The sequence below is a fragment of the Aeromonas sp. QDB62 genome (genome assembly GCF_027705695.1).
Classification (GTDB): domain Bacteria; phylum Pseudomonadota; class Gammaproteobacteria; order Enterobacterales; family Aeromonadaceae; genus Aeromonas; species Aeromonas allosaccharophila.
In genome coordinates this window covers 55,601-75,995 of the sequence record NZ_JAPDCD010000016.1, presented here as the reverse complement: position 1 = coordinate 75,995, position 20,395 = coordinate 55,601, and the positions used below count along the sequence as shown (strand labels likewise).

Annotated in this window: 18 protein-coding genes; 7 read left to right on the top strand and 11 right to left on the bottom strand. The window is 58.4% G+C overall.

The features are described from left to right. Positions 1 to 13 precede the first annotated feature (13 nt). From rbfA to pnp, 4 genes are all read left to right on the top strand, one after another. Positions 14 to 451: a 30S ribosome-binding factor RbfA gene (gene rbfA, locus OKC27_RS10080; RefSeq protein WP_042060105.1), complete on the top strand. Its 438-nt coding sequence runs from the start codon at positions 14 to 16 to the stop codon at positions 449 to 451. Between the two features lies 1 nt (position 452). After that, positions 453 to 1,412: a tRNA pseudouridine(55) synthase TruB gene (truB, locus tag OKC27_RS10075; protein ID WP_042060107.1), complete on the top strand. Its 960-nt coding sequence runs from the start codon at positions 453 to 455 to the stop codon at positions 1,410 to 1,412. Between the two features lie 147 nt (positions 1,413 to 1,559). Beyond that, a complete protein-coding gene (rpsO, locus tag OKC27_RS10070) occupies positions 1,560 to 1,829 on the top strand; it encodes a 30S ribosomal protein S15 (RefSeq protein WP_005326646.1) in 270 nt (89 codons plus the stop codon). Positions 1,830 to 1,997: 168 nt separating this feature from the next. Further along, entirely contained in the window at positions 1,998 to 4,142 is a 2,145-nt protein-coding gene (pnp, locus tag OKC27_RS10065) for a polyribonucleotide nucleotidyltransferase (protein ID WP_042060109.1), read from the top strand. Between the two features lie 99 nt (positions 4,143 to 4,241). Here the strand turns inward: pnp and OKC27_RS10060 are convergent, their stop codons facing one another. The 11 genes from OKC27_RS10060 to OKC27_RS10010 all read right to left on the bottom strand — a co-directional run bounded on the left by OKC27_RS10060 (position 4,242) and on the right by OKC27_RS10010 (position 16,471). Next, entirely contained in the window at positions 4,242 to 5,300 is a 1,059-nt protein-coding gene (locus OKC27_RS10060) for a protein-glutamate methylesterase/protein-glutamine glutaminase (protein ID WP_111809151.1), read from the bottom strand. Next, complete coding sequence (locus OKC27_RS10055) at positions 5,297 to 5,788, bottom strand: chemotaxis protein CheD (protein ID WP_182938976.1); 492 nt, start codon at positions 5,786 to 5,788, stop codon at positions 5,297 to 5,299. Before OKC27_RS10055 ends, OKC27_RS10060 begins: the two co-directional genes overlap by 4 nt. 3 nt (positions 5,789 to 5,791) lie before the next feature. Next, positions 5,792 to 6,595 carry a CheR family methyltransferase gene (locus tag OKC27_RS10050; RefSeq protein WP_182938977.1) on the bottom strand — a complete coding sequence of 268 codons (804 nt, stop codon included), beginning with the start codon at positions 6,593 to 6,595 and terminating at the stop codon, positions 5,792 to 5,794. Between the two features lie 57 nt (positions 6,596 to 6,652). After that, positions 6,653 to 8,404 carry a methyl-accepting chemotaxis protein gene (locus OKC27_RS10045; RefSeq protein WP_182938978.1) on the bottom strand — a complete coding sequence of 584 codons (1,752 nt, stop codon included), beginning with the start codon at positions 8,402 to 8,404 and terminating at the stop codon, positions 6,653 to 6,655. A gap of 43 nt (positions 8,405 to 8,447) precedes the next feature. Then, positions 8,448 to 9,017, bottom strand: a complete 570-nt coding sequence (locus OKC27_RS10040; RefSeq protein WP_182938979.1) for a chemotaxis protein CheW — start codon at positions 9,015 to 9,017, stop codon at positions 8,448 to 8,450. 12 nt (positions 9,018 to 9,029) lie between these two features. After that, a complete protein-coding gene (locus tag OKC27_RS10035; RefSeq protein WP_270806205.1) occupies positions 9,030 to 10,955 on the bottom strand; it encodes a HAMP domain-containing methyl-accepting chemotaxis protein in 1,926 nt (641 codons plus the stop codon). A 10-nt stretch (positions 10,956 to 10,965) separates the two neighbouring features. Then, on the bottom strand, positions 10,966 to 13,176 hold the full coding sequence (locus tag OKC27_RS10030; protein WP_270806204.1) for a chemotaxis protein CheA: 2,211 nt from the start codon (positions 13,174 to 13,176) through the stop codon (positions 10,966 to 10,968). A 21-nt stretch (positions 13,177 to 13,197) separates the two neighbouring features. Further along, positions 13,198 to 13,524: an STAS domain-containing protein gene (locus OKC27_RS10025; protein WP_182938982.1), complete on the bottom strand. Its 327-nt coding sequence runs from the start codon at positions 13,522 to 13,524 to the stop codon at positions 13,198 to 13,200. Between the two features lie 13 nt (positions 13,525 to 13,537). Beyond that, positions 13,538 to 13,906, bottom strand: coding sequence for a response regulator (locus OKC27_RS10020; RefSeq protein ID WP_182938983.1), 369 nt, complete (start codon positions 13,904 to 13,906; stop codon positions 13,538 to 13,540). 9 nt (positions 13,907 to 13,915) lie between these two features. Next, positions 13,916 to 15,130 (bottom strand): methyl-accepting chemotaxis protein, encoded by a 1,215-nt coding sequence (locus OKC27_RS10015; protein ID WP_270806203.1) that lies wholly within the window; start codon positions 15,128 to 15,130, stop codon positions 13,916 to 13,918. A gap of 252 nt (positions 15,131 to 15,382) precedes the next feature. After that, complete coding sequence (locus OKC27_RS10010; RefSeq protein WP_182938985.1) at positions 15,383 to 16,471, bottom strand: ketoacyl-ACP synthase III; 1,089 nt, start codon at positions 16,469 to 16,471, stop codon at positions 15,383 to 15,385. Positions 16,472 to 16,720: 249 nt separating this feature from the next. Here OKC27_RS10010 and OKC27_RS10005 point away from each other — a divergent pair, with 249 nt between their 5' ends. The 3 genes from OKC27_RS10005 to OKC27_RS09995 all read left to right on the top strand — a co-directional run bounded on the left by OKC27_RS10005 (position 16,721) and on the right by OKC27_RS09995 (position 20,377). Continuing rightward, the gene (locus OKC27_RS10005; protein WP_182939709.1) at positions 16,721 to 17,638 is read left to right on the top strand and encodes a LysR family transcriptional regulator; all 918 of its coding nucleotides are present in this window, start codon (positions 16,721 to 16,723) and stop codon (positions 17,636 to 17,638) included. A 127-nt stretch (positions 17,639 to 17,765) separates the two neighbouring features. Next, entirely contained in the window at positions 17,766 to 18,374 is a 609-nt protein-coding gene (locus tag OKC27_RS10000) for a LysE family translocator (protein ID WP_182938986.1), read from the top strand. A gap of 143 nt (positions 18,375 to 18,517) precedes the next feature. Then, positions 18,518 to 20,377: a peptidase U32 family protein gene (locus tag OKC27_RS09995; protein WP_182938987.1), complete on the top strand. Its 1,860-nt coding sequence runs from the start codon at positions 18,518 to 18,520 to the stop codon at positions 20,375 to 20,377. The last annotated feature ends 18 nt before the right edge of the window (positions 20,378 to 20,395 follow it).

Below are 20,395 nucleotides of genomic sequence, written 5' to 3'. Positions count from 1 at the left end.
CGCAGGATAGAATATGGCCAGAGAATTCAGCCGGACCCGTCGGGTCGGACAGCAGATCCAGCGTGAAATCGCGCTGATCCTGCAGCGCGAGGTGAAAGACCCGCGTATCGGCATGGTGACCGTTTCCGATGTGGAAGTGTCCCGTGACCTCAACTATGCCAAGATTTACGTCACCTTCTTGCAACTGGAAAATGATGCCGAGCGCATCAAGGAAGGCTTGCTGGGTCTGACCGAAGCAGCCGGATATATCCGTAGCCTGCTGGGCAGCGCCATGCGTCTGCGCGTGGTGCCAGAGCTGCGTTTCTACTACGACCAGACCCTGGTCGAGGGGATGCGTCTCTCCAACCTGGTGACCAACACTGTGCGTGAAGACAAGCGTCGCATGGCCGAATCCGGCCGTGACGAAGAAGCTGAGTCCGCACCGGATGACACGACTGAGGATAAAGCCTGAGATGACCCGAAGACGTCGTTTCAAGGGCCGTGATGTGCACGGCATTCTGCTGCTGGACAAGCCGACCGGCCTGACCTCCAACGATGTGTTGCAGAAGGTCAAGCGCATCTACAACGCCGCCAAGGCCGGTCACACCGGCGCCCTGGACCCGCTGGCGACCGGCATGCTGCCGATCTGCCTCGGTGAGGCCACCAAGTTCTCCCAGTATCTGCTGGAAGCGGACAAGCGCTATGAGGTGACCGCCAAGCTGGGCGAGCGCACCAACACCAGCGACTCCGATGGCGAGGTGGTTTCCACCCGTCCGGTGAACGTGGCAGTCGGTACCCTGATCGAGGCGCTGGACCAGTTCCGCGGTCCGATCATGCAGGTGCCGTCCATGTACTCGGCGCTCAAGCACAACGGTCGTCCGCTCTACGAATATGCCCGCGAAGGCATCGAGATTGAGCGCGAAGCCCGCCCCATCACCGTCTTCGAGCTCAAACTGCTGAGCTTTGAAGGTGATGAAGTGCGCCTCGAAGTGCACTGCAGCAAGGGCACCTACATCCGCTCTCTGGTGGATGATCTGGGCGAAGTGCTGGGTTGTGGTGCTCACGTCTCCCAACTGCGTCGTACCCAGGTTGCCAGCTATCCGTATGATCGGATGCTGACTCTGGAGCAGCTTGAGTGCATCTTCGAGCAGGCCAAGGCCGAGAGCATCCCGCCGCGTGAGCAGCTGGATCCGCTGTTGCTGCCGATGGACACCGCCGTGGCTTCTCTGCCCGAGGTGAACATGCTGGCGGTTGTGGCTGCCTATGTGAATCAAGGCCAGGCCGTGCAGGTGGCCGGTGCGCCGCAAAGCGGTCAGGTTCGCATGACGGTCGGCCCGGAGCGCGAGTTCATTGGGGTTGGCGAGATTGATGATGATGGCCGCGTCGCGCCCAAGCGACTGGTGCGTTATCACGACGATAACAACGAGGAGTGATCCTCCTCGGGCGGGATCGGCCTCACTTTGCCTGCGCGCGTCTTTATCGTTGCGAAAAGGGGCGGGGACGATTATGATACCGCCCTCATTTCACGGCTGAATTAGAGATTGGCTGTGAACCTTTAAACACTCTACCGGAGTAATACCATGTCTCTAAATGCTGAGATCAAAGCTTCCATCGTTGCTGACAACGCTCGTTGCGCCAACGACACTGGCTCCCCCGAAGTGCAAGTTGCCCTGCTGACTGCCCAGATCAACCATCTGCAAGGTCACTTCAAAGAGCACTCCAAGGACCACCACGGTCGTCGCGGTCTGCTGCGCATGGTTTCCCAGCGTCGTAAGCTGCTGGACTACCTGAAGCGTAAAGACGTTCAGCGTTACGCTGCTCTGATCGCCAAGCTGGGTCTGCGTCGTTAATCGACCATCAGATTTCGCGAAAAAGGGGAACCATCAGGTTCCCCTTTTTTTATTGCTCTTCAAGCCGTTGCCTGCCTCACAGAATTCGCGTCGCCGCTTACCTTTTGCATCGAATCAAGTATACTTGTGCGCGAATTTAAAGAGCCAAATTGTAAAAAGGAAATTCACGTGAATCCTATTGTAAAGTCATTCCAGTACGGTCAACACACCGTCACTCTGGAAACCGGTGTGATGGCCCGTCAAGCCACTGCGGCCGTAATGGTCAGCATGGACGATACCTGCGTATTTGTGACCGTAGTTGGCAAGAAAGAGGCCGATCACGGCCGTGATTTCTTCCCGCTGACCGTCAACTATCAGGAGCGTACCTATGCTGCTGGTCGTATCCCGGGTGGTTTCTTCCGTCGTGAAGGCCGTCCGAGCGAGGGCGAGACCCTTATCTCCCGTCTGATCGACCGTCCTATTCGCCCGCTGTTCCCGGAAGGCTTCCTCAATGAGGTTCAGGTCGTTGCGACCGTTATGTCCGTGAATCCGGCCGTATCCCCCGACATCGTTGCCATGATCGGTGCCTCTGCTGCACTGGCCATCTCCGGTATCCCGTTTGGCGGCCCGATTGCGGCGGCCCGCGTGGGTTACATGAACGGTCAGTATGTGCTGAACCCGACCACCACCGAACTGCCGCAGAGCGATCTGGATCTGGTGGTTGCCGGTACTGCCAACGCAGTACTGATGGTTGAGTCCGAAGCGGCCATCCTCTCCGAAGAGGTGATGCTGGGCGCCGTGGTATTTGGTCACGACCAGATGCAGACCGTGATCAATGCGATCAACGAGTTTGCCGCTGCCGTCGGCACCAAGCCGTGGGACTGGACTCCGCCTGCCGTCAACGAAGCGCTGAAAGCCAAGGTTGCCGAGCTGGCGACCGCCGAGCTGGGTGAAGCCTACCGCATCACCGAGAAGGCTGTTCGTTATGAAACCATCGCTGCCATCAAGGGCCGTGTGGTTGAGCAAGTTATTGCGTCCGGCGTGGAAGAAGATGCCAAGAAGATCGGCGAAGAGTTCCACAGCCTGGAAAGCCGCATCGTTCGTGGTCGCGTAGTTCGTGGCGAGCCGCGCATCGATGGTCGCGATCCGGAAATGATCCGCGCCCTGAGCGTAGGTACCGGCATTCTGCCCCGTGCTCACGGTTCCGCCCTGTTCACCCGTGGTGAAACTCAGGCCATCGTGGTTGCCACTCTGGGTACCGAGCGTGACGCCCAGAACATCGACGAGCTGACCGGCAACCGTGCCGATCGCTTCATGCTGCACTACAACTTCCCGCCATACTGCGTCGGTGAGACCGGCATGATGGGTAGCCCGAAGCGTCGCGAAATCGGTCACGGCCGTCTGGCCAAGCGCGGCGTTGCTGCGGTAATGCCGAGCGCCGCCGAGTTCCCGTACGTGGTGCGCGTGGTCTCTGAAATCACCGAATCCAACGGTTCCTCCTCCATGGCCTCTGTCTGTGGTTCCTCCCTGGCGCTGATGGACGCGGGTGTGCCGATCAAAGCCTCCGTTGCCGGTATCGCTATGGGTCTGGTGAAGGAAGAAGAAGGTTTCGTCGTGCTGTCCGACATCCTGGGTGACGAAGATCACCTGGGTGACATGGACTTCAAAGTGGCCGGTACTACCGAAGGTATCACCGCGCTGCAGATGGACATCAAGATCGAAGGCATCACCAAAGAGATCATGGAGATTGCGCTGAAGCAAGCTCGTGGCGCTCGTCTGCACATCCTGAAAGTGATGGATGAAGCTATCCAGGCTCCGCGTGCCCAGATCTCCGATTTCGCACCGCGTATCCACACCATCAAGATCAATCCCGAGAAGATCAAGGATGTGATTGGTAAGGGTGGTTCCGTGATCCGTGCGCTGACCGAAGAGACCGGCACCAACATCGAGCTGGACGATGACGGTACTGTACGTATCTCCGCCGTGGCTAACGAAGCCGCCATGGAAGCGATCCGTCGCATCGAAGCTATCACCGCCGAGATCGAAGTGAACCGCATCTATGAGGGTAAAGTTGTCCGTCTGGCCGATTTTGGCGCATTCGTCAACATCCTGCCGGGCAAAGATGGTCTGGTACACATTTCCCAGATCACCGACGCTCGTGTACAGAACGTGGCTGACCACCTGACCATCGGTGACGTGGTCAAGGTGAAGGTACTGGAAGTGGATCGTCAGGGCCGCGTGCGTCTCTCCATCAAGGAAGCGAACGCCCCGACCGAAGCGGCAGCACCTGCTGAGGCTGCTCCGGCCGCTGAAGAAGCGCCTGCTGCAGAGTAATCTGCTCGCCTGATACCGGACCTGTGCCGGTTGATGTAAAAAGTCCGGCTCCCCTTGGGGAGCCGGACTTTTTTTATGGTCAACACGCGCGATAAGGGATTACCTGCCGAGGATGGCGTATTGCATCTCTTGCAAGGGAAGCACATGGCGAGCAGCCCCCAGCTTGATTGCCTCCTTAGGCATGCCGAACACCACGCAGGAGGCCTCATCCTGGGCATAGGTATTGGCACCAGCCTCCAGCATCTCGCGCAATCCCCGTGCGCCATCATCCCCCATGCCGGTCATGATGATGCCGGTGGCATTCTTGCCGGCATATTTGGCGACAGAGCGAAACAGCACATCCACCGAGGGACGATGGCGGTTGATGAGCGGCCCGTCGACCACCTCGACGTGATAGTAGGCCCCGCTGCGCTTGAGCAGCATATGTTTGCCGCCAGGGGCAATCAGCGCCAGCCCGGGGATCACTCTGTCATTGTTTCTCGCCTCCCGCACTTCTATCTGGCAGACCCCGTTCAACCGCTCGGCAAACATGGCGGTAAATTTCTCCGGCATGTGCTGCACGATGACAATGCCGGGGCTGACCCGGGGCAGGGCCGTCAGTACTGCCTCAAGGGCCTGGGTGCCACCGGTCGAGGTACCGATGGCGATGAGCCGTTCAGTGGTTTGTGCCATGGCGTGCTGATTGGGGGCCAGCATGGCATCCGCATTCAGCTTGGCGCTGACCGGCACAGAGGAGGGCTTGCCCACGCGCTTGAGGTTGGCTTGGGCCGCAGCCCGCACCGCCATGGCCAAGTCGTGGGCAGATTCTTGCAGAAAGCTTTTTATCCCCATGGTCGGCTTGGTGATGATGTCCACCGCGCCGGCAGCCATCGCCTGCAAGGTGGTCTCGGCACCCTTCTCGGTGAGGGAGGAGCAGATCACCACCGGGGTTGGATGTTCTGCCATGATCTTGGTGAGAAAAGTGATGCCATCCATACGGGGCATCTCCACATCGAGCACGATGACGTCAGGCCACTCTTTCTTCAGTTTTTCCTGCGCAAACAGGGGATCCGATGCCGTGGCGATCACCCGGATATCGGGCTCCTGCTCCAGCACCGCTTGCAATACCTGTCTGACCACGGCGGAATCATCCACCAGCATGACCCGGATCTGCTTCATTCTCGCGACTCCCGTTGATGTGGCAGACGATGATGGCGGAGCCAGACACTACCGTTGCTGAGTTCAAAAATCAGGCTTCGGTGGCCGCTATGGCCAAGATGGTGGGCTTTGATATCAAGTCCAAGGTGTCGGGTCAGCTGCCAGGCTGCCTCAATATTTCTGGTGGCCACATTGTTATCGCGTCTGGCGTATTGTGGCTGGTCGAACATATTGCCGCCTCCGAACAATTTGATCTCGTATTCGTCGAGAGGGGGCGGATATTGCGCAATAGCTTGTAATAGCAAGGTGATGGCTTCATCGGCATAGCGGCCATCCAGCAGGGTGGTTGGCCACCCCCGGGTTGGCAGCATGTAGTGGCACATACCGCCCATCTTTTGTTCCGGATGCCACAGGGTGATGGCAATGCAGGAGCCCAGCACGGTTTTGAGGACAACATCCTCCTTGCCAAAGAAAAGTTCACCGGGTTGCAGAATCACCTCCCGTGCCATGATTTATCTCTTCTGATAAATGGAGGGAGATACCAGCTGCAGTCCATGATGCAAACCATGCAAACTTTCGGCATGGCTGACCAACAGATAGCCACCGGGTTTGAGTTTGGGCACCAGCCGCTGCAACACTTGCCCCTTGGTCTCCTTGTTGAAGTAGATCATCACGTTTCTGATAAAGATGACGTCAAACAAGCCGATGTCCGGCAGATCCTGATTGAGGTTGATCTGCATGAACTGTACCTTGTCCCGCAACTTGCGATCGATGATGAAGATCCCCTCCTGCAGGCCAACGCCCTTGAGGCAGTATTTCATTAAAAAGGGCAGGGGAATGTTGTGCGCCCGCTCGATGGGGTAACGGCCGCTCGTCGCCTGTTCCAGCACCCGGGACGAGATATCGGAGGCCAGGATCTCCCAGTTGAGGGCGCCACGTTTCTCCGCGAGGGTCATGGCCAGACTATAGGGCTCCTCTCCGGATGAACTGGCTGCGCTCCAGATCCGCAAGGTGCGTTCACTCGGGAAGCGTGCAAGCACCTCCCGGGTCAGAAACTCGAAGTGTTTTGGCTCTCTGAAAAAGTAGGTTTCGTTGGTGGTGAGCAGATCGAGCGCCAGCTGCAGTTCGCTGCAGCGATCGTTCATGATGAGCTGGAAGTAGTCGTCATAGCTGTCCAGCTCGTAGTGGCAGAGCCGTTTTGCCAAGCGGCTGGCAACCAGCGCCTTCTTGGCTGGAGACAGCTCTATCCCCGCCGTTTGATGAAGCCAGCGTTGGAAACGGGAGAACTCATCATCATGCAGCTGGGTTTGATACAAAACCCTGTCCCTCTACCTGTGTTGTCGGATGCGGGAGAGGCAATGCCTCTCCCGTGACTAGAATCGGACAAAATCGCCGTCGTTGATGGGGCGTTGTGTGGTGGCGGCCCGCTCCCGACTGTTGGCATTGTTCTCGTTCATGAAGCGCCCTCGGGTCGTGGGGTGAAGGTGCGAGGTGGCTTTGCCTTCTTTGGTGTGGGCCTCCAGGGTAAAGAACTCCATGGCCAGCTGCAGTTGCTCGGCCTGGTTGCTCATCTCTTCCGCTGTGGCAGCCAGCTCTTCGCTGCAAGAGGCGTTTTGCTGGGTAACCTGACTCAACTGATTCATGGCCAGGTTGATCTGACTGACGCCGGTGGACTGTTCGTTGGAGGCGGCGCTGATCTCCTGCACCAGGTCCGATGTCTTGTTGATGGAGGGCACCATTTGATCGAGCAGGCGACCGGCTTTTTCTGCCATCTCGACGCTGCTTGACGCCAGTTCGCCAATCTCCTGTGCTGCAACCTGGCTGCGTTCGGCCAGTTTGCGCACCTCCGCCGCCACTACGGCAAAGCCCTTGCCGTGATCGCCGGCGCGCGCCGCTTCGATGGCTGCGTTGAGCGCCAGCAGATTGGTCTGGTAGGCAATATCGTCGATGATGCCAATCCGTCTGGCGATCTGTTTCATGGCATCGACGGTCAGTTTGACCGCTTCACCTCCCTCGGCGGCTTCTTTGGCTGCCTTGCTGGCCATGCCATCGGTGACTTGGGCGTTGTCGGTGTTCTGGTTGATGCTGGCGCTCATCTGCTCAATGGAGGCGCTGGTCTCTTCCATGCTGGAGGCCTGTTCACTGCTGGATTGGCTGATCGACTGGGCCGTCGCGCTGACTTGCTCGGCGGCACTGGAGAGATTGTCGGAGGCGCCGCGCACTTCGGTGACAATCTTGGTCAGCGAGGCGATAGTGGTGTTTAGCGAATCTTTGGTGGTGCCAAAAATACCGGGATAATCAGCCTCTATCTGTTGGGTCAGATCCCCTTTCGCCAGACACTGTACGACCCGGATAACATCGTTGAGGGTGCTGTCGATCACTTCGGCAATCTGGTTTATCCCTTCCCCCATTGCCTGAAAGAAGCCACTTTTACCCGTCAGCTCCATCCGGCGGTGCAGCTCGCCATTGATCACGGCCTGCACGATGTCGGACATCTCTTTCTCTATCATCACCTCCTTGGTACGGTCTGCCCACTCGACCACGGAGCCTAGTCGCTCGCCGCTATCGTTGAAGACCGGATTGGCGATCAGGGAGAAGGTGCGTCCACCCAGCTGGATCTGGGTGCGGTAGGTGCTGTTGAGTTTGGCCAGCATGGCACGCTGATGGCCCGGATTTTTATGAAAGCTGTCGATATTGGCGCCCATCAGCTGATTGGCATTGAAGCTGTAGAGCTCTTTCTTGATGTCGCTTTCAGCCTGATTGAGCATGCCGGTCACCGCCTCGTTCATATAGATAATGTCGAGGTTGGTATTGGCGATCATCACGTTGGTGCTGGCGCAATCGAGCGCCTTGCGAACCAGCCGGTTTTCATGAAGCAGCACCTGGCTATTCCTGATCTCGTGCCGGCTTTGCTCCAGCTTGCCGTTCAACAGGGCAATCACGTCGTTGACCGCGATGGCCACTTCACGCAGCGGGCTATCCAGTCCGGAAAGTTCGATTGCAGCCGGAGCCTGATCGTCTTCAATGGTGCGCTGTACTTGCCCGATAGCATGGAGTAGTTGGGCCTGCTGTCTTGCTTCGGCCGCGCTGTTTCCGAAGAGTTTGCCAAAGAGTGAGCGGGTCATGAGCGTTTCCTTATGCTGCATGTCGTGGAATATGGGGGCCTGTTCAGGAGGGTTGCAGGTTGCTTTGTGGCAACCTTGCCTGTGGCTGGGCCAGTTCACTGAGTTGAGCCATCTCATCGAGTGACAACACTTTTTCGGTGTCGATGAGGATGACGAATTTGCCGTTGACCTTGCCCATGCCGCTGATGAAGTCGGCCCGGATGCGGGCACCAAAACTGGGCGGGGGCTCGATATCTGCTTGTGGAATACCCAGCACTTCCGATACGGAATCCACCACGACGCCAATATCCTGACCTACAGGTTCATCGCCCTGCGGGGCTATCCCTTCAATGATGACGATGCAACTTCGGCGAGTGATGAGCGAAGGGGCATTGCCAAAGCGGGCGTTCAAGTCGACGACCGACACGACCGCACCTCTGAGGTTGATTACGCCGCGAATAAAACCGGGCATCATCGGGATCGGAGTGATATTGCCGTATTCGATAATCTCTTTGACCCCCAGAATATTGATGGCGAACATCTCGTTGTTGATCAGAAATGTCAGGTACTGGGCATCGCCACTGCTCTCGTCAGCGGCGGCTGATGGCACCGTGATGTCGGTGGATGTATGCATGGTCGCCTCCGGTTAGAAACGGACAAAATCCGCTTCATCAATGGCATGGGATGATGGTTGATTGGGCTGGCTGGCCCATTGTGGCGGTGCGATGAAACTGCCTCTGGGAGGCACGCCCTTGTGGTTGGCCTCATGAACTCTGGCATTAACCTGGGGGCGCTTTTCCAGTGCAAAAAAGGCCATGGTTTGTTGCAGTTCACTGGCTTGCGAGCTCATCTCTTCCGCCGTGGCAGCGAGCTCCTCGCTACTGGCGGCGTTTTGCTGCGTGACCTGATTGAGCTGGCTCATGGCCAGGCTGATCTGGTTGGCCGCGCTGGCCTGTTCCCCGGAAGCTGCATTGATCTCTTGTACCAGATCAGAGGTTTTGCGAATGGAGGGGACGATCTTCTCCAGCAGGCTGCCGGCCCGCTCTGCCTTGCTGACGCTGTCAGAGGAGAGCTCGCCAATCTCTTGCGCCGCGATCTGGCTGCGTTCCGCCAGTTTCCTCACCTCGGCGGCAACTACCGCGAAGCCTTTGCCATGTTCTCCGGCGCGAGCCGCCTCGATGGCCGCATTGAGGGCCAGCAGGTTGGTTTGATAGGCGATGTCATCGATGATGCTGACTTTCCTGGCAATTTGCTGCATGGCCGTGACCGTCTGTTGCACGGATTGACCCCCTTCGGTGGCCTCCAGCACCGAGTTGCTGGCCATGCTGTCGGTGATCCTGGCGTTCTCGGTGTTCTGGTTGATGCTGGCGCTCATCTGTTCGATAGAGGCGCTGGTCTCCTCAACACTGGCCGCCTGCTCGCTGGTGGCCTGACTCAATGCCTGCGCCGTATTGCTCACCTGATTGGAGGCATTGGTCAGGTTGTCGGCGGCGTTGCGAACCTCTTCGATGATATTGGTTAGCGCAGTGATGGTCTGGTTGAGGCCGTCTTTGGTCTGGCCAAAAATACCGGGGTAGGGTTCATCGATCCGTTGAGTCAGATCCCCTTTGGAGAGCGCGGTGGCGATGCGCATCACATCTTCCAGGCTGGTATCTGTAACATGGGAGAGGCGATTCAGCAGCTCGGATACCCGTTTGATGTAGCCCTGGCGATCCTCCAGTGCAATCTTGTGGCTGAAGTCTCCCTGCTCGACGGCGGCGGTGACCAGGGTCTCGATATCCGTGATCAAGGCCCCCAGCTTCTTGACCATATTGTCCATCGCCATCAAGAGCTGACCCGCTTCATCGTTGGATTCTATCTTGATCGATACATCCAGATTGCCATCGGCCAGACTATTGGCCACACGCAGGGCCTGCTCAATGGGAGTAATGATGCTCTTGATCAGCAGGGTGCCAAACCAGGCAGCGAGCACGATGCCGAGCGCGATAACCACCGCCATGGTTATCAGCATCACGTCATACCAGGATTGTGCCGCGGTATATTCCGACTTGGCCACATTGAGCTGCAGGTTCACCAGCTCGGTGACCTTGTTGCCTATCGGGTCGATGGAGCCATAGAGGGTGCCGTCAAAATTGTTCAGCATGCCGGCAATCATGCCGTGCTGGGTGGCGAGGAATTTCTCCAGCTTGCCAATATCGGAATCGGCCGCGTTGAACAGGGTGCTCGCCTCGGCTGACAAGCGCTGCTCCTCCGGGGTGAGGGTGGTGGATTGGTAGTGCTGCCACTCGCTCTTGATGGTCTGCTGGGCCTGTTTTATCTGATTCAACGCCTCTTCTGCCGGGATCAGCCCCGCATTGGCTTTGTTGAGGTTGTCGATGATCGAGACGGCATAGCTGTCGGAGATGGTCTTCAGCTGCTTGAGAGGAACCACCCTGTCGTTGTACACGCGCTGTAGCCCGGTATTGCTGCTCTGCATGTTGTATAACCCGAGGCCGCCAACGGCCAGCAACAGCAGGCAGAGCAGGCAGAGCTGCACGATGAGGCGCAATTTGATGGTGGAGTTTTTAAACATGATGGCCCCCTCAGCTGAGGCTGGATTGAGGTTGGTTGCGCGACACCGTCAAGTTGTTGAGCTGACAGGATTCCAGGGTGATCGCGTGCTGGATGAGCGAGGGAATGTCGAGGATCAGGGCGACCTCTCCTCCCCCCAGAATGGTTGAGCCACTGATGCCCTGCAGGCGCTGGAACAATTTCCCCAACGGTTTGATGACAGTCTGGAATTCTCCCAGCAGTTCATCCACTACCAGTCCGGATTTTTTGCCTGCGTGGCTGACCACGACAATGTTCTCGCGCCGCCCCTTGCTGCCATTGGTATCGAAGTAGTGTTGCAGGCGGATAAAGGGCAGCACCTCGCCACGTAAATTGATGTAATTGCGCCCCTGGGTGTCGGCCAGTGAACTCTGGGTCAATTCAACGCACTCGATCACCATATCGAGCGGAATGACGTAGTGGGTGTCGCAGACTCGCACCAGGAAGCCGTCGATGATGGCGAGGGTAAGCGGTAGGCGTATCTGCACACGGGTGCCTTTTCCAGGGATGCTGTCGAGATCGACCGTGCCGCGCAGGGCGGTTATGTTGCGTTTGACGACATCCATGCCCACCCCGCGACCGGAGAGGTTGGTGATCGCCTCGGCGGTGGAGAACCCCGGCTCGAAGATCAGGTTGTATATCTCCTGATCCGTCAGCGTGGTGGTTGCGCTGATCAGACCGCGTTCGATGGCTTTTTGCTGGATCCTGGCTTTGTTGAGACCGGCGCCGTCATCCCGAATTTCGATGACGATACTGTTGGAGTCGTGATAGGCGTTGAGATTCAGGGTGCCGCGGGGGGATTTGCCTGCCAGCAGCCGTTGTTCTGCCGATTCGATACCGTGATCCATCGAGTTTCTGACCAGATGCATCAGAGGATCGCCGATCTTCTCTACCACCGACTTGTCCAGTTCGGTCTCGGCTCCGGAGATCACCAGAGTGATATCCTTGTTCAGCTCTTGGCTGACATCGCGCACCACCCGCTGGAAGCGGTTGAAGGTATCGCCGATAGGCACCATTCGCAGGCGCAGCGCGCTGTCACGGATCTCTTCCACCAGCATGGCAATGACCGAGGTGGCTTCCTGTAGCTGGCTTTCTCGGGTGCGCTGGGCCAGCAGATTGGCTCCTGAGCTGGCGACCACCAGCTCACCGACAAGATTGATCAGATCGTCCAACTTGTCGGCATGTACCCTGACGTAACGACCCTCTTTACTCTTGCTCTCCTTGGTCTGGTTCTGTTTTTTCAGGGCGGCATCGACCACGGCTTCGTTGACGGCTCCCTGCGCAATCAGGATCTCCCCGAGTTTAGGCGCTTGCTCTGCCGGGGTCGCTTGTTGTGCCTGCAGACCGTTTGCCAACTCCTCTGCCGTCAGTGCGCCGGTGTTGACCAGCAACTGACCCAGCATGGCGTTGTCTTCCGGCAGCGACTCGATCAGGTTGATGAACTCGGCGATCTTGCTGTGGGGCGGCAAAATGGTGATCTGGCAGTCATCTCGAACAAATTCAAAGACATCGCTGATGGCCGCCTTGTCTGCCTTCGAGTCGAAGTCTATCTCGTATCCGAGGTAGCAATTCTCAGGATCGAACGGTTCCCACTCCGGTAGTCCTTGATGGATGGTCTCCACCGAGCAGAGGGTTCCGAGTGTGCCGAGATAGCGCAGAAATGCGGCGGGATCCATGCCGTTGCGCAGCACATCGGGACCAAAACGCAGGGAGATATGCCACAAGGAGGCGGAGCTGGTAATGCCTCCCTCTTTCTCGATCCTGGGTTCCGGCTTATGCACCGTATCTGGCAGGGTGGCATGGGGAACACACTGATGGCGGGTGAGGGTCAGCCTAAGCCGTTCATCCTGGTTGGCATCACCATCGCTTAACGAGCTACCCTGTTCCGCAACGACACTGATGAGCGTCTGGATGTGGTCACAGCTCTCCAGCAGATCCTTGATCAGAGGGGAGGTGACGGTGAGCTGCTGATTGCGGATCTGGTCGAGCAGATCCTCGACGATATGGGTAAACCCGACGATGGGCTGCAGACCGAACAGGCCAGCAGACCCCTTGATGGTGTGAGCTGCACGGAAGATAGCGCCAATCAGCTCGCTATTGTCAGGGTCAGCCTCCAGTGAGAGCAGCGCTGACTCCATCTCTTCGAGCAACTCGCGTGCCTCGGCGATATAGGTTTGTAAAGCCTGATCAAGATCGATGCTCACGGTGACTCCTGTCATGCTGGCTTAGGGGCGTTCGCCATGGGTGATGAGGGTGGGATCGCCAAAAAAGGCCGAGAGCTGGCAGAGCTCCAGCAGTTCAAGCACAACATGGCTATGCCAGACCAGCGCCAGGGAGGAGCCTTGCTGCAGCGCGGTTTTCTTTGCCGCCAGCAGCAGTTGCAGCCCGGCGCTGTCTATCTCGGATACCGCCGCCAGATTCAGCTCCAGTTCGCGCCCCTGATGCAATAAGGGCGAAAGGGCCTCTTTCAGCTCGCTGACTGTATAGATGGTGATCTCTTCCGGCAGGGTCACCACCACCTTGTTGTCGAGCCGCTCACTCTGTAGTTGCATGATGCGCTCCGGATCACGGCGTGATGAGCTTGGCGACAGCTGCCAGCATCTGCTCGGGCTGGAAGGGCTTGACCACCCAGGCTTTGGCTCCTGCGACTTGTCCTTCCTGCTTCTTGCTGTCTTGCGATTCGGTAGTCAGCATGATGATGGGGGTGAATTTATAGCTGGCCAGCTTTTTGGCCTCTTTGACGAAGGTGATGCCATCCATGTTTGGCATGTTGACGTCACTGATGATCAGGTTGATCTTCTTGCCATCAAGCTTCTTGAGCGCATCCTTGCCATCGCTCGCCTCCATCACTTCATAACCGGCCCCCTTGAGGGTCATGCCTACGACTTGGCGAATGGTTGCCGAGTCATCCACGATCAGGATCGTTTTGCCCATATCTCTCTCCTAGAAAAATGTGATGTCGGCGCTGCTTGGTTGCGCTTTGGCAGAACGGGTGGTGCGACCATGGTGAATATTGCGCTGCTCGTCGGTGGCGTATGAGAGCTCCATCTCTGCCAGCCAGCGATGGGCATCGATCTGGATTGGTCCGGATGAATTGCTGTTTTGCTCCGAAGCGCTCAGGTGGCCGGAGAGGCTCTCCATGTTTTGTCTGACGTGGCTGAGGATCTGGCTGACCCTGTCTTGAAATTGCAGCGAGGCAATGACGCTGGAGATTTCGCGATGGATATCGGTGCTCTCGTTTTGCAACAGGGAGGCGGATTCTGCCAGGCTGTCAGTGGCATGGCGGAAACGGGCCAGCACCTGTTCAATGGTCTGCTCCGAATTGAGTGCCGAGGCGTGATCCCGTGCGGCTGCATTTTCGGCAATCTGGAAGGCGCGCCCGATAGCAGTATTGATGGTGTCGACCTTGTCGGTCATCTTCTGGGCTGTTTCGCTGGAGAGGCGGGAGAGGTTACGCACTTCATCAGCGACCACAGCAAAGCCACGACCGGCTTCCCCTGCCCGGGCAGCTTCAATGGCGGCGTTGAGGGCCAGCAGGTTGGTCTGGGAGGCGATCTTGGCCACATCCATGGCCATGGTGTTGAGCTCTATGGTGTAGGTGGTCAGGCTTTTTATCTCACCCAGCATGGCGTCCCGATTGGCCTGGGCGGAATGCAGGATGGCAACCACCTCATTGAGCTGCTGCTGGCTCTCGCTCAAGACTCCGGCCATGCCACGGGAATTGGCATCACCCAGTTCACCGGCTGCCAGATGGGAGGCATTGACTGCTTCTTCCAGTTTGTTGGCCAAGCCGCTGAAGCGCTGGGTCAGGTCAATCATCGCCGCTTCGGTTTGTTGACGAGAGTTTTCAATCTGTTGGGACCAGATGGGCAGCGCCTTCTCACACACCTGTTCAAGCCCGACGATGGAGTGGGCGATGGCATCCGTGGCGGCGGGTTCTATCTGTTCTGCGCGGTTTCGTTGCAAGTGGTGATGGAAGCGACTCGATGTCCAGAGGGCTGCGGCAATGGCCACCAGCACATTTAGCAGCAGGTAGAGAGGTGACAGCGCATCGGCGAGTTGCAGCAACAGGCAGCTCAGCAGACCGAGCCCGATGCAGCAAATCCAGCAAACTGGTTCCCAAAGCGGTGTGTTCACGCCACTTTTGTGTTGTGCCATACGTAGCTTATCCCTGTGCAATTATTTGGTAAGAGGTAAAGGAGCAGGACTGCAACAGTCATGGTGCCCCTTGAAGCTCTTTTCTTTATTTATAGTTGGCACAATAAGGTTAGCGGAAAAAAATAAATTGGCTGCAAATCGGATTTGTTTGTATCAGCGATTGCTGTATCGAGAGGATTGCTAAGGGGGGCGGAGAGAGTCGGGGGAGAAAAAGGAGAGCAGGAGCCTGATGATTCAGGCTCCTGATGAGGATCAGGCCTCGTTGGCGTGGGCCTTCTGGCAACCTTCGACGGCGTGGGCAATCAGCTCCAGCGCGCTCTTGTCGCACGGGGGCAGTTCGGCATCGCACGCCTTGATGGGGGTGACGCGATCGCCCCACTTGATGATGGCGGCACCCCAGGTCAGACCGGCACCGAAGGCGGCGGTCAGCAGATAGGTGTTCGGCTTGACGCGACCCTGCTCCAGCGCTTCGCACAGGGCGATGGGCACGGTAGCGGCGGAGGTATTGCCGTAGTTTTCGATGTTGACCATTACCTTCTCCATCGGCGCGTTCATCCGCTTGGCGAGGGTTTCGATGATGCGGATGTTGGCCTGATGGGGGACGATCAGGTCGACCTGCTCCGGCGCAATGCCAGCCTGCGCCAATACAGTGCTGGTTGCTTCACCCATGCCGCGCACGGCGCGTTTGAAGATCTCCGGGCCTTCAAAGTTGAAGGTGAACAGGCCGTCGACATCGGCAAAACGCACCCGATCGGTACCGAAGTTCGGTACGTGCAGGATCTCCCGCGCTTCGCTGTCACAGCCCAGCTTGTTGGCAATCAGGCCACACTCCTGCTCGCTTGCCTCGATCACCACGGCACCGGCTCCGTCGCCAAACAGTACGGCAGTATCGCGGCGCGCCCAGTCCAGCAGGTAGGTGAGGCGCTCGGCGCCAATCACCAGCACCTTCTTCATCATGCCGGTCTGCACCAGCGAGGTCGCGACGGAGAGGGAGTAGACAAAACCGGTACAGGCGGCGTTGAGGTCAAACACGGCGGCGTTGACGGCCCCGAGCTTCTTCTGCACCGCAGAGGCGGCGCTTGGCAGCAGGTTGTCCGGGGTGGCGGTCGCCAGGATGATGCCATCGAGATCGCTCGCTTCCAGACCGGCACAGGCGAGCGCGCGGCGACCGGCCAGGGTAGCGAGATCCGAGGTGCTGACGTGGGAGATCCGGCGAGCCTTGATGCCGGTGCGCGGATAGATCCACTCGTCTGACGTATCCATGATGGTGCTGAGGTCATCGTTGGTCAGCACGGAGGGAGGCAGGCATTTGCCCCAGCCGGTGATATTGGCGTATTTCATCTTGTTACCGCTTCTCAAAGTGGATCGCCCGCGGGCGGAAAATCGTGCAATTATGCCGTACGAGACAACCACTGTCATCTTGTGGTCATGGTTATGTGCTGGGCGAGCGGCTGCGCCAGCTGGCCACAAAGGGCGGCAAGGTGCTGAACATGGCAGGAAATTTTGCTTAATACGCGGGACTCCTCTGCCCTAAGATAGGCGTTTCCCCACCGATGAGGGCATCCCTCGCTCAGAGCCAATCTCAACTTGCTGCCGACCCTCAAGGTGCTGCTGGAGACCCGTAATATCAGCCGTGCCGCCGAGTTATTGCACCTGAGTCAACCCTCCATCAGCAAGCAGCTCGCCCAATTGCGCAGCGAGTTTGATGACGAGTTGCTGGTGCGGGAGGGGCAACGCTGGCTGCTGACGCCACGGGCCGAACTGTTGGCCGCCCAGCTGGCGGATTCTCTCGGGGCGCTGGAGCGGCTCTACGAGGCGCCCGGGTTTGACCCGAGCCGCTGCGAGCGGGTATTTCGGCTCGCGTCTTCTGATTATGTTGCCCAACATATTCTGCCCGATATCTGTGCCGCGCTCGCCAACGAGGCGCCGTTGGCGGCGCTGGAGTACAGCCTGTGGGACAAGCGTCAGCTGCCGCAACTGTGGCAGTCCGAGCTCGATCTGGTCTCCACCATCACCGAGCAGGTACCGGAGCAGATCCGTGGTCTGCATCAGGGAGAAGATCGGCTGGCGGTGCTGATGGGAAGCCACCATCCACTGGCTGGCAAGGCATTGAGTCTCGATGACTATCTCGCCTGGCCTCACCTGCAGGTGAGTGGCGGTGGCGACAAGGACAGCCCGGTGGAGCAGGTATTGGCGCCGCAGGGACTGAGCCGGCGCTGGTTTGCCCGAGTCCCCTTCTTTCAGGCGGCGGTGGAGGTGTTGCTGCGCACCGATTGCCTGATGACTACCCCTGCCCATATCGCCTGGCAGCTCTCCTGCGGCCATGAGCTCACCTTTGTCGACTTGCCCTTTGCTACCCGTGACCAGCAGTATCATCTGCTGTGGCATCAGCGCCACCATCAGGATCCGGCCCACCGCTGGTTTCGCGAGCTGGCCTACCCCTTCCTGCGGGATCACCTGCAACGCACCGTCGGCGAGAGTCGCAAGCTGCTTGATCTCGGTGATTAGCCCCAGTCAGTTGTGTGGCGCTATAGCCATCAGTTATGGGTTCTATTCATAACTTTCACTACTGGCATAATGGCTCAGCCCGTACCCTGAGTGCAGGTCATCATATCGAGCACAAAAGAGGAAAAGCATGGAACTGACGAGTTGGCTGGCACTGGCCGCAATCTGCGTGATGGGCGCTATCAGCCCGGGGCCGAGTCTGGCGCTGATCATCCGCAACACGGTGCAGGGTGGGCAGGGGCACGGCGTCGCCACCGCGCTCGGCCACGGCCTTGGGGTGGGTATCTATGCACTGATCACCGCACTTGGCCTCTCACTCTTGATCACCCAGACCCCGATCCTGTTTGATCTGATCCGCTACGGCGGCGCCGCATTTCTTGCCTGGCTCGGGGTGAAAGCCTTGCTGGCAAAACCAGCCAGCGGCGAAGCGAGTGAAGAGGTGCATCAGTTGCGCGGTCGGCAGGGGGCCTTTGAAGGTTTTATGGTGGCTTTCCTCAATCCCCAGCTGGCGGTGTTCTTTATCGCCCTGTTTAGCCAGTTTGTGCGAGCCGATACCGGCTGGAGCGAAGGGGGCATCATGATGCTCACCGCGGGCGGGATCGACGCCGTCTGGTACGTGCTGGTGGCGCTGGTGCTCTCGCGTGGGCCCGTACTGGCGTGGCTCAAAGCCAAATCCTTTGTGATCGACAAGGTGAGCGGCCTGGTGCTGCTTGGGTTGGCCTTGAAGGTGGTGCTTTAGTCCTCTCGTGGGCGATCTGTTGCTGGCAATCAAGGTGGTTCTCTAATCCTGCATTTTTTGGATACCTTAAGCGGGATCAAGGCACGCGGGTGGTGAATGGGCTAGAGTAGCGGCCATTTGCTGTCCGCCCTGATCCCGAGACCATGCACCAGAACAAGCACCCGTTAAGCCACAACAACCGGTTGGAGCTGCTGGCTCCGGCCAAGAACCTCGCCTACGGCATCGAAGCCATCAACCATGGTGCCGATGCCGTCTACATGGGTGGCCCCGCCTTTGGCGCCCGCAGTGCGGCGGGCAACTCCCTCGAAGATATCGAAGCGCTGGCGCGTCACGCCCACCGTTTCGGTGCCCAGGTCTTTGTCGCTTTCAACACCCTGCTGCACGATCACGAGCTGGAGCAGGCCCGGCGGTTGACCCACCAGATTTACGAAGCCGGTGCCGATGCGCTGATCGTGCAGGACATGGGGCTGCTGGCGCTGGATTTGCCTCCCATCGCGCTCCATGCCAGTACCCAGACCGACAACCGCACGCCGGAGAAGGTGAAGTTTCTGCAGGATGTGGGTTTCTCTCAGGTGGTGCTGGCGCGCGAACTGTCGTTGGCGCAGATCCGCGAGATCAGTGCGGCGACCAATGTGCAGCTGGAGTTTTTTATCCACGGCGCGCTCTGTGTCTCCTACAGCGGCCAGTGCAACATCAGCCACGCCCGCACCGGCCGCAGTGCCAACCGCGGTGAATGTGCCCAGCTCTGCCGTCTGCCCTGCTCGCTGCAAAAGCCGGACGGCGAAGTGTTGGTGGCCGACAGCCACCTGCTGTCGCTCAAGGACATGGATCAGACTGACAATCTGGAGGCGTTGATCGCCGCGGGGATCCGCTCCTTCAAGATTGAAGGGCGCCTCAAGGGGCTCGATTACGTCAAGAACGTCACCGCCTGGTATCGCCAGAAGCTCGACGCCATTCTCGACAGTCGCTCCGATCTGGTGGCCGCTTCGGCGGGTCGTTGCAGCTACAGCTTCACGCCGGATCCGAAAAAGAGCTTCAACCGCGGTAGCACCGACTACTTCCTCAATGGTCGTCAGCAAGGGATCGACTCCACCAAGAGCCCGAAGTATGTGGGCGAGCCGTTGGGGCGCGTCACCAGAGTGACCAAGGATGGCATCGAGATCGACGGCAAACAGGTCACCCTCAACAACGGCGACGGTCTCGGCTTCTTCAAGCCGAATAACGAGCTGGTGGGGATGCGCCTCAATAAAGTGGAAGGTAAGCAGTTACTCCTGTCAGAGCGCATGCTGGGGTTGAAGGTGGGCACCGAAATCTACCGCAACCACGATCAGGCGTTCAGCAAGATGCTGGAGAAGGCGAGCGCGGATCGCCGCATCCGGGTCGATATGGTGCTTGCAGAGTGCGATGAGGGCGTGAGCCTCACGCTTACCGATGAGCAGGCCATCAGCGCAGCGGTGATGCTGCCTTGCGACAAGCAGCCTGCCGACAACCCGGAGCGGGCGTTGCAACAGGCGCGTGACCAGCTCGGCAAACTCGGCAATACCCTGTTTGTGGCGCGAAAGATTGAGTTGGTATTCACTCACCCGCTATTCATCGCGGCATCACAGCTCAACGGCTTGCGCCGGGATGGCATCGCCGCGCTGGAGGCCGCGCGCGTGGCCAGCTACCAGCGTCCCGATCGACGCATCGCCCTGCGGGATATCAGCTATCCCCAGCACCGTCTCTCCTATCTTGGCAACGTACTGAACAGCGCGGCCGAGCAGTTCTTCCGCGAACACGGGGTCGAGCGTATTGCCCCCGCCTACGAGGCAAACAAGGAGGAGCGGGAAGTGGTGCTGATGATCACCAAGCACTGTATCCGTTACAGCCAGAACCTCTGCCCGAACGAGGTGCCCGGTCTCAAGGCCGAGCCGCTGGAGCTCAAGATGGGTAAAGACACCTTCCGCCTACGCTTTGACTGCAACCGCTGCGAAATGCATGTGATGGGGAGTTTGAAGAGGTGATTGCCGAACTGCAGTTCT

Bases quoted from the DNA above. Each gene is read 5' to 3' on its own strand.
- rbfA (WP_042060105.1), top strand. From the start codon at position 14: ATGGCCAGAGAATTCAGCCGGACCCGTCGGGTCGGACAGCAGATCCAG.
- truB (WP_042060107.1), top strand. From the start codon at position 453: ATGACCCGAAGACGTCGTTTCAAGGGCCGTGATGTGCACGGCATTCTG.
- rpsO (WP_005326646.1), top strand. From the start codon at position 1,560: ATGTCTCTAAATGCTGAGATCAAAGCTTCCATCGTTGCTGACAACGCT.
- OKC27_RS10060 (WP_111809151.1), bottom strand. From the start codon at position 5,300: ATGAAGCAGATCCGGGTCATGCTGGTGGATGATTCCGCCGTGGTCAGA.
- OKC27_RS10055 (WP_182938976.1), bottom strand. From the start codon at position 5,788: ATGGCACGGGAGGTGATTCTGCAACCCGGTGAACTTTTCTTTGGCAAG.
- OKC27_RS10045 (WP_182938978.1), bottom strand. From the start codon at position 8,404: ATGACCCGCTCACTCTTTGGCAAACTCTTCGGAAACAGCGCGGCCGAA.
- OKC27_RS10040 (WP_182938979.1), bottom strand. From the start codon at position 9,017: ATGCATACATCCACCGACATCACGGTGCCATCAGCCGCCGCTGACGAG.
- OKC27_RS10035 (WP_270806205.1), bottom strand. From the start codon at position 10,955: ATGTTTAAAAACTCCACCATCAAATTGCGCCTCATCGTGCAGCTCTGC.
- OKC27_RS10025 (WP_182938982.1), bottom strand. From the start codon at position 13,524: ATGCAACTACAGAGTGAGCGGCTCGACAACAAGGTGGTGGTGACCCTG.
- OKC27_RS10020 (WP_182938983.1), bottom strand. From the start codon at position 13,906: ATGGGCAAAACGATCCTGATCGTGGATGACTCGGCAACCATTCGCCAA.
- OKC27_RS10015 (WP_270806203.1), bottom strand. From the start codon at position 15,130: ATGGCACAACACAAAAGTGGCGTGAACACACCGCTTTGGGAACCAGTT.
- OKC27_RS10010 (WP_182938985.1), bottom strand. From the start codon at position 16,471: ATGAAATACGCCAATATCACCGGCTGGGGCAAATGCCTGCCTCCCTCC.
- OKC27_RS10000 (WP_182938986.1), top strand. From the start codon at position 17,766: ATGGAACTGACGAGTTGGCTGGCACTGGCCGCAATCTGCGTGATGGGC.
- OKC27_RS09995 (WP_182938987.1), top strand. From the start codon at position 18,518: ATGCACCAGAACAAGCACCCGTTAAGCCACAACAACCGGTTGGAGCTG.